Here is an 8,200-nt window from a genome sequence, read left to right as displayed (position 1 = left end):
TGCACTCGTGAGGGTGTGGGAGAGTAGGACGCCGCCGAACATTTTTCCCTGAAAGGGCTTGTGATGGGGGCACATGGAGATGTGCTCAAATCACAAGCCCTTTCGGCGTGTCCACAGTAGGAGGAGTAACTAAGGTGTCGAGGTTCGGGGATCGCCCGGGCGACCGTCAGCGTGGCCAGGGAGACCGACCGCGCCGATCCGACGGTGGCCGCGCCGAGCAGGGCCGCAGGCAGGGTAGTGGCGGCCGGGACGACCGCGGCGGCTACCAGCGCCGTGATGACAGGGCCGGTTACGACCGGCGTGACGACCGCGGCGGTTACCGCCGGGACGACAACCGCTCGGACCGTTCGCGTTCGGACCGCTCGTTCTCGGACCGCCCGCGTGACGACCGCGGCTACAACCGGACCGGCGACGACCGAGGCGCGTCCGGCCGCGGCGGCGAGCGCCGCGAGTTCAAGCCCCGCGACGACCGCGGTGGCTACCAACCCCGCGATAACCGCGGTGGCTACCAACCCCGCGACAACCGCGGTGGCTACCAGTCCCGCGACGACCGTGGCGGCGACCGCCGCGACTTCCGCTCGCGTGACGACAAGCCTTCCGGCACCCGTGATTTCCGCTCCCGCGACGACCGCGGCGGGCGCGACTTCCGCTCCCGCGACGATCGCGGTGGCGACCGTCGCGACTTCCGTCCCCGTGATGACCGTTCCGGGGGCCGTGACTTCCGTCCGCGTGACGACCGCAGCGGTGGCCGTGACTTCCGGCCCCGCGATGACCGCGGTGGCGACCGCCGCGAGTTCAAGCCCCGCGACGACCGCTCGGGCAGCCGGGACTTCCGCTCCCGCGACGACCGGGGCGGCGACCGTCGCGACTTCCGGCCGCGTGATGACCGTTCCGGCGGTCGTGACTTCCGGTCCCGTGACGATCGCGGCGGTGACCGCCGTGAGTTCCGTCCCCGTGACGACCGCGGCGGCCGTGATTTCCGGCCGCGCGATGACCGCGGTGGCCGTGACTTCCGGCCGCGTGATGATCGCGGCGGTGACCGTCGTGAGTTCAAGCCTCGCGACGACCGTTCCGGGGGGCGTGACTTCCGCCCGCGTGACGACCGTGGCGGCTACCGGGCTCGGGAGGGTTCGGAGCGGCGTGAGTTCCGGCCGCGTGACGACCGGGGTGGTTACCAGCGGCGTGATGACCGGCGGGACGACCGCGGTGGTTATCAGCGGCGGGACGATCGTGGTGGGTACCAGCGGGACGACCGGCGGGACGCGCGGCGGGATGACCGCCGTGACGATCGCCGGGACGACCGGCGTGACGACCGTCGGGATGAGCGGAGCCGGCAGCGGGCCGCTCGGTTCCAGGAGCGGGTTGCCGAGGGCGACCAGGTCTCGGCCGAGACCGCTTCCGATGACGCCGCGACCGAGGGTGTCGTGTCCGGTGACGCGGTCGCCGGTGAGGTCGAGTCGCGTGACGCCGTCCTGGCGGCCGGGTCCGAGGTCGACGAGCCGGCCGCGGAGGTCGCCGACTCGGATGACGACCTTCGCGACGACGTCAGCGACGTCAGCGACGTCAGCGACAGCGACGACAGCGACAGTGACGTCAGCGCTGAGCGCGAGGACGACGCGACCGGCTCCGAGGACGACTCCCGCCGCCGGGACGACGCGAACGGGCGCGTGCGGGCGCCCGAGCTTCCCGAGGAAGCCGACATCTCGGTGCTCGACCCCGAGGTGAAGCAGGAGCTGCGTGGTCTGCCGAAGGGGCTGGCCGAGATCGTCGGCCGGCACCTGGCGGCGGCGGGGATGTTGATCGACAGCGAGCCCGAGTTCGCACTGGAGCACGCGCGGTACGCGCGTGCCAAGGCGGCGCGGGTCGGTGTGGTGCGGGAAGCCACCGGGCTGACCGCCTACCACGCGGGCGAGTGGGCCGAGGCGTTGTCGGAGCTGCGTGCCGCGCGGCGGATGACGCACGGCGCCGGGCACGTCGCCGTGATGGCCGACTGCGAGCGGGCGCTGGGGCGGCCGGAGCGGGCCGTCGAGCTGGCGCGCGAGGCGCAGGGGCTGGCCCTCTCGCCCGACGAGGCGGTGGAGCTGCGGATCGTCGTGGCCGGCGCCCGGCGTGACATGGGGCAGCTGGAGGCGGCGGTCGTCGCGTTGCAGGGGCCGGACCTGGACGCCAAGCGGCGGGACCCGTGGAGCGCTCGGCTGTTCTACGCCTACGCCGACAACCTCGCCGCGGCGGGGCGCACCGAGGAAGCCGTGAAGTGGTTCCTCAACGCCGCCCAGGCCGACGACGACAACGAGACCGACGCGGCCGAGCGGGCGTTCGACCTCGGCCCGCAGGACTGACGCACGACAGGAGCGGCCCGCCCCTTGTGGGCGGGCCCACCCATGGGGGAAACGGTGCTGGTGGACCGCTACGACGCCCTGTTGCTCGACCTGGACGGCACGGTGTACCGGGGACGTGAGGCCGTGCCCGGCGCGGTGGAGGCCGTCGCGGCGGCACGTGCTCGTGGCACGGGCATCCGGTTCGTCACGAACAACGCGTCCCGCTCGCCCCGGGAGGTCGCGGGGCACCTGACCGAACTCGGGTTCGCCGCCGCCGTCGAGGAGGTCGGCACCAGCGCCCAGGCCGCCGCGGCGATGCTCACCGACCTGCTCACCCCCGGCGAACGCGTCCTGGTGCTGGGCACCGAGGCCCTGGCCGACGAGGTGCGGCAGCGCGGGTTCACGCCCGTGCGGGACGCCGCGGGCGCGTCGGCGGTCGTGCAGGGCCTGTCGCCGGACCTCTCGTGGCGCGACCTCGCCGAGGCCGCCGTGGCGATCCGCGCCGGCGCGCGCTGGGTCGCCTGCAACGTGGACGCCACCCTCCCGACCGACCGGGGCCTGCTGCCCGGCAACGGGTCGCTGGTCGTCGCGTTGAAGACCGCCACCGGCGCGGAGCCGGCGGTGGCGGGCAAGCCCGCCGCGCCGCTGCTGGAGCAGGCGGCGAAGTCGGTGGGCGCGCAACGCCCGCTGGTCGTCGGCGACCGCCTGGACACCGACATCCTCGGCGCGGTGCACGCGGGCATGGACTCGCTGCTGGTGCTCACCGGCGTGTCCACGCGGGCCGAAGTCGACGAACTCCCGGCGGAGCTGCGCCCCACGTACGTCGCGGAGGACCTGTCCGTGCTCGATCGGCTACCTTGAAACCGTGAACTCCGAGGTTCCCCTGCCCGGCCCGCCACGTGATCCGGTGGCCGGGGTCGAGGACGCGCTGGCCGCGCTGGACGGGCTGGAGCAGCTCGACGTCGCCGAGCACGTCGCCCGGTTCGACGCCGCGCACACCGCGCTGACGGCCGCGCTGGCCGGCATCGACAAGGTCTGACGCCGTGGCACGCAGGGCTCGGCTGGATGCCGAACTGGTTCGTCGCGGGCTGGCCCGGTCGCGGGAGCACGCGAGCCAACTCGTCGCCGAGGGCCGGGTGACGGTCCGCGGCACGGTCGCCACGAAACCCGCCACCGCCGTCGAGCTGGACACCGCGCTGGTGGTGCGCGAGGGCGACGACCCGAACTGGGCGTCGCGCGGCGCGCACAAGCTCGTCGGCGCGTTGGAGCGGTTCCCGGAGATCGCGGTCGACGGCAGGCGCTGCCTCGACGCGGGCGCGTCCACGGGTGGTTTCACCGACGTCCTGCTGCGTGGTGGCGCGCGGCAGGTGGTGGCCGCCGACGTCGGTCGCGGCCTGCTGGACTGGCGGCTGCGCACCGATGACCGGGTCGTGGTCAAGGACAAGACCAACGTGCGGTCGTTGACGCCGGAGGACATCGGCGGTGTCGTGGACCTGGTCGTGGCCGACCTGTCGTTCATCTCGCTGCGCCTGGTGCTGCCCGCGCTGGTCGCGTGCCTGGACGAGGGCGGCGACCTGCTGCCGATGGTGAAACCCCAGTTCGAGGTGGGCCGGGAACGGCTCGGGTCGGGCGGTGTGGTCCGCGACCCGGCGCTGCGTGCCGAGGCCGTGCTGGAGGTGGTGGCGGCGGCCGACGCGCTGGGCCTGCGGCTGCACGGCGTCACGGCGAGCCCGCTGCCCGGACCGTCCGGCAACGTCGAGTTCTTCGCGTGGCTGCGCCGGGGCGAACCGCTGGCCGGGGACGACGCCGCCGCGCTCGTGCGCGCCGCCGTGGCGGAGGGGCCCCAGTGACGGCGAACCGGGAGATCCTGCTCGTCGTCCACACCGGCCGGCCGAGCAACGTGCTGGTGGCGCAGGAGGTGGCGCGGCGGTTCGCCGAGGCGGGCGTGCGGTTGCGGGTGCTGAAGGACGAGGCGCCGGACCTGGACCCGTCGTGCTACGCGCGGGTGGTGTCCGACGACGACGGCGCCGCCGACGGCACCGAGCTGGTGTTCGTGCTCGGCGGCGACGGCACGCTGCTGCGCGCGGCGGAGCTGGCACGTGCCGCGGGTGTCCCCGTGCTCGGCGTCAACCTGGGCCGGGTCGGGTTCCTCGCCGAGGCCGACTCCGACGCGTTGTTCGAGGCCATCACGCACGTCGTGGACCGGGACTACGAGGTCGAGGAGCGGATGACGGTGGACATCACCGCGTCCCTCGACGGCGAGGTGCTGGCGACCACGTGGGCGTTGAACGAGGCCAGCGTGGAGAAGAGTTCCCGCGAGCGCATCCTGGACGTGGTGGTGGAGGTCGACGGCCGGCCGGTGTCGGCGTTCGGCTGCGACGGCGTGCTGGTGGCGACGCCGACCGGGTCCACGGCGTACGCGTTCTCGGCGGGCGGGCCGGTGGTGTGGCCGGACGTGCAGGCGCTGCTGGTGGTGCCGTCGAACGCGCACGCCCTGTTCGCGCGGCCCCTGGTGGTGTCGCCCGCGTCGGTGGTGGCGCTGGAGGTCGACCCCGCCGGGCACCCGGCGGTGCTGTGCGCCGACGGCAGGCGCACGGTGGAGCTGCCGGCGGGCGCGCGGGTCGAGGTGGTGGGTGGCGCGACGCCGCTGCGGCTGGTCCGGTTGCGCGAGGGTCCGTTCACCGATCGGCTGGTGGAGAAGTTCTCGCTGCCCGTCCAGGGGTGGCGCGGACCGCCCGCCGGTTAGAACACGTGTTCGCCCGACACTCCCACCCGAGAGCGCCCGGAGGTCGCCGCGCACAGTAGTGTTCGCGCTGTGCTGGCCGAGATGCGCATCCAGGGCCTCGGTGTGATCGACGAGGCCACCCTTGAGCTGGCTCCGGGCTTCACCGTCGTGACGGGTGAGACCGGAGCGGGCAAGACGATGGTCGTGACCGGGCTCCACCTGCTGGGTGGCGGTCGGGCGGATGCGTCCCGCGTGCGCAACGGCGCGGACAAGGCCGTGGTCGAGGGGCGGTTCCAGGCGCCCGCCGGCAGCCCCGCCGCGAAGGTCGCCGAGGAGGTCGGCGGCGAGCCGGACGACGACGGCAGCGTCATCGCGGTCCGCACGGTCGGCGCCGACGGCCGTTCCCGCGCCCACCTGGGCGGCCGGTCCGTGCCGGTCGGCGTGCTGTCCGAGCTGGCCGAGCAGCTCCTGGCCGTGCACGGGCAGAACGACCAGCTGCGCCTGCTGCGGCCCGCCGAGCAGCGGTCCGTGCTGGACCGGTTCGCGGGTGACGACGTCGGCGCGCCGCTGCGCCGGTACCGGGAGATCCGCGAGCAGTGGCTGGCCGTCGCCGCCGAACTCGCCGAGCGCACCGAGCGCGCCCGCGAGCTGGCCCGCGAGGCCGACCTGCTGCGGCACGGGCTGGCCGAGATCACCGCCGTCGACCCGAAGAGCGGTGAGGACGTCGAGCTGCACGACGAGGCCCGCCGGCTCGCCGACGCCGACCAGCTCCGCGAGACCGCGTCCGCCGCGCAGTACGCGGTGAGCGGCGCGCCCGACGGCGACCCGGACGGCCCCGGCGCGCTGGGCCTCATCGGCGAGGCGCGGCGCAGGCTGGGCTCGTCGGAGGACCCGCGGCTGCGCGACCTGGAGCCCCGGTTGGTGGAGGCGGAGACGCTGCTCGCCGACGTGGGCGCGGAGATCGCGTCCTACCTGGAGGACCTGGACGCCGACCCGGCGCGGCTGGAGCAGGTGCTGGCGCGGCAGGCCGAGCTGAAGGCGCTCACCCGCAAGTACGCGGCCGACGTGGACGGTGTCATCGCGTGGGCGGCGGACGCGTCGTCGCGCCTGGCGGGGTTGGACACCTCCGACGAGGCGCTGGCCGCGCTCGCGGCCCGCCGCGACGAGCTGGCCGCGGCGCTCGCCGGGTACGCGGAGCAGGTGACGGTGGAGCGCACCGCCGCCGCCGCGGAGCTGGGCAGGGCCGTGTCCGAGGAGCTGACCGGGCTGGCGATGCCGCACGCCACGGTGGAGGTCGCGGTCCGGCCGCGGGTCGCCGAGGCGAACGACCCGCAGGCGCTGGCGGTCGGCGATCGGCTGCTGCACGCGGGCGCGTCCGGCGTGGACGACGTGGAGCTGCGGCTCATCGCGCACCCCGGCGCGCCGGCGCTGCCCGTGCACAAAGGGGCGTCCGGCGGCGAGCTGTCCCGCGTGATGCTCGCCCTGGAGGTCGTGCTGTCGCACTCCGACCCGGTGCCGACGCTGGTGTTCGACGAGGTCGACGCCGGTGTCGGTGGGCGCGCGGCGGTGGAGGTCGGCCGGCGGCTCGCGCGGCTGGCGCGCAGCCACCAGGTCATCGTGGTCACGCACCTGCCGCAGGTGGCGGCGTTCGCCGACCGGCACCTGGTGGTGGACAAGACCGCCGACGGCGTCCTGACCAGGTCGGGTGTGCGGGTGCTGGACGAGCCGCAGCGCGTCGTCGAACTCGCCCGGATGCTGGCGGGCATGGACTCCACCGACACCGGCCGCGCCCACGCCGAGGAGCTGCTGGCCGCCGCGAAAGCCGACAAGGTCAGCGCGCCGGTGGTGCGGCGGAAGAAGCGCGGGTGAGCCGGCGGGCGCTGGGTGTCGTCCTCGCCGCAGTGGCCGCGGGGCTGGCGGTCGTGGCCACGTTCCTGCCGTACAGCTGGGTCGGGCTGGACCGCGATGAGGACCGGGTCGGGTTCCTCACCACCGGGTGGGGCACGCGCACCGAACCGGAGCGGTTGGCGGGCATCGCGCGGGAGACCCAGTTCGGGGTGCCCGTGGTGATCGCCGCCGTGGTGCTGCTGATCGGGGCGGCGCTGGTGTTCCTGCCGGAGCACCAGCGGCGGGCGGGCCGGTCCACGGCGATCGCCGGCACCGGGTTGCTCGCCGGGTCGGTGTGGACGACGTTCGTGGTGGTCGCGGCGTCGCTCGAACCGGCCGATCAGGACGTGCGGACGGGACTCGCCCACGACTACCGGGAGGGGCTGTGGCTGCTGGTCGCGGCGACCGCGCTGGCGGTCGTGGCGACGGTGCTCCTGCACGCCGCACCCCCGCCGCCCCGGCCGGCGGGCGCGATCGTGCACCGGGTCGACGACGAGGCGGACGACGACACCGACACCCCGCCGTTCGGGCTGGCCGTCCCGGTGCTGCCGCCCGATCACCCGGGTGGGACCGACCAGGGGGGCAGGACGGGATGACCCGATCGAGGCTGCTGGGCATCGCCGCGTTACTGATCGCCGCGCCGTTGGCGATCGTGGCGGCGTTTCTGGTGCTCTACACGGAGACGTACGAGTTGCGCGCGGGCGAGGGGAGCAGGAGCTACGAGTACACGTCGTGGGTCGTGACGGCGGTCGGTTCGCCCGAGGGCACCATCGTCGGCGGTTACCCGCTGGTCGGGGTGCCGGTGGTCGTGGCCGCTTCGCTGCTGGTGCTGGGCGCGGTGCGGGCCGGTGCGCTGTGGGCGCGGCTGACGGCGCTCGGCGGTGCGGCGTTGCTGCTCGGCAGCGCGTGGACCACCGGGCACCACGTGCTGGCCGCGTTCGGCGACGAGACGCCGGTCGCCAACCTCGACGTCGAACTGGGCCCGGCGATGCCGTTGTTCGGGGTGGCGTGCGTGCTGGCGCTGGCCGGTGCGCTGCTGGTGCAGCAGTGGCCGGCGCGTGCCGCCGAACCGGACGTCGCCGTGGTGCACCGGGTCGACGGGGCGGACGACGACACCCCGCCGTTCGGCATCCCCGTCGTCGACCCGGCCGCCGACGAGCCACACGTGCGGTGACGTCGTTTCATCGGCCGCCGATAGATCATCGGTAGGGGGATGGCCATCCCCCTACCGGGGGTAAGCGTCCACTGTGGAGCAGTGACCTGGCTGACC

8 protein-coding genes and 1 pseudogene are annotated in these 8,200 nt (G+C 74.5%); 8 read left to right on the top strand and 1 reads right to left on the bottom strand.

Annotated features, from left to right (window positions below):
- A pseudogene (locus KZQ38_RS28675) lies at positions 1 to 1,778 on the bottom strand (hypothetical protein); the annotation flags it as partial.
- Here KZQ38_RS28675 and KZQ38_RS28670 point away from each other — a divergent pair.
- From KZQ38_RS28670 to KZQ38_RS28635, 8 genes are all read left to right on the top strand, one after another.
- A complete protein-coding gene (locus tag KZQ38_RS28670; protein WP_308258640.1) occupies positions 1,707 to 2,339 on the top strand; it encodes a tetratricopeptide repeat protein in 633 nt (210 codons plus the stop codon). The pseudogene KZQ38_RS28675 and the gene KZQ38_RS28670 sit on opposite strands and share 72 nt — an antisense overlap.
- Before the next feature lie 42 nt (positions 2,340 to 2,381).
- On the top strand, positions 2,382 to 3,179 hold the full coding sequence (locus tag KZQ38_RS28665) for an HAD-IIA family hydrolase (RefSeq protein ID WP_219446218.1): 798 nt from the start codon (positions 2,382 to 2,384) through the stop codon (positions 3,177 to 3,179).
- Between the two features lie 4 nt (positions 3,180 to 3,183).
- Positions 3,184 to 3,357, top strand: coding sequence for a hypothetical protein (locus KZQ38_RS28660; RefSeq protein WP_219446216.1), 174 nt, complete (start codon positions 3,184 to 3,186; stop codon positions 3,355 to 3,357).
- A gap of 4 nt (positions 3,358 to 3,361) precedes the next feature.
- Positions 3,362 to 4,168, top strand: a complete 807-nt coding sequence (locus KZQ38_RS28655; RefSeq protein ID WP_219446214.1) for a TlyA family RNA methyltransferase — start codon at positions 3,362 to 3,364, stop codon at positions 4,166 to 4,168.
- A complete protein-coding gene (locus KZQ38_RS28650) occupies positions 4,165 to 5,064 on the top strand; it encodes an NAD kinase (protein ID WP_219446211.1) in 900 nt (299 codons plus the stop codon). The genes KZQ38_RS28655 and KZQ38_RS28650 overlap by 4 nt, the downstream gene beginning before the upstream one ends.
- Before the next feature lie 69 nt (positions 5,065 to 5,133).
- Entirely contained in the window at positions 5,134 to 6,912 is a 1,779-nt protein-coding gene (recN, locus tag KZQ38_RS28645; protein ID WP_219446209.1) for a DNA repair protein RecN, read from the top strand.
- Complete coding sequence (locus tag KZQ38_RS28640) at positions 6,909 to 7,526, top strand: hypothetical protein (RefSeq protein ID WP_219446207.1); 618 nt, start codon at positions 6,909 to 6,911, stop codon at positions 7,524 to 7,526. Before recN ends, KZQ38_RS28640 begins: the two co-directional genes overlap by 4 nt.
- Positions 7,523 to 8,104, top strand: coding sequence for a hypothetical protein (locus KZQ38_RS28635; protein ID WP_219446205.1), 582 nt, complete (start codon positions 7,523 to 7,525; stop codon positions 8,102 to 8,104). Before KZQ38_RS28640 ends, KZQ38_RS28635 begins: the two co-directional genes overlap by 4 nt.
- The last annotated feature ends 96 nt before the right edge of the window (positions 8,105 to 8,200 follow it).

The organism is Saccharothrix obliqua, assembly GCF_019375475.1.
In the GTDB taxonomy this organism is placed as follows: Bacteria; Actinomycetota; Actinomycetes; order Mycobacteriales; family Pseudonocardiaceae; genus Actinosynnema; species Actinosynnema obliqua.
This window is presented reverse-complemented; position numbering and strand designations above follow the sequence as displayed.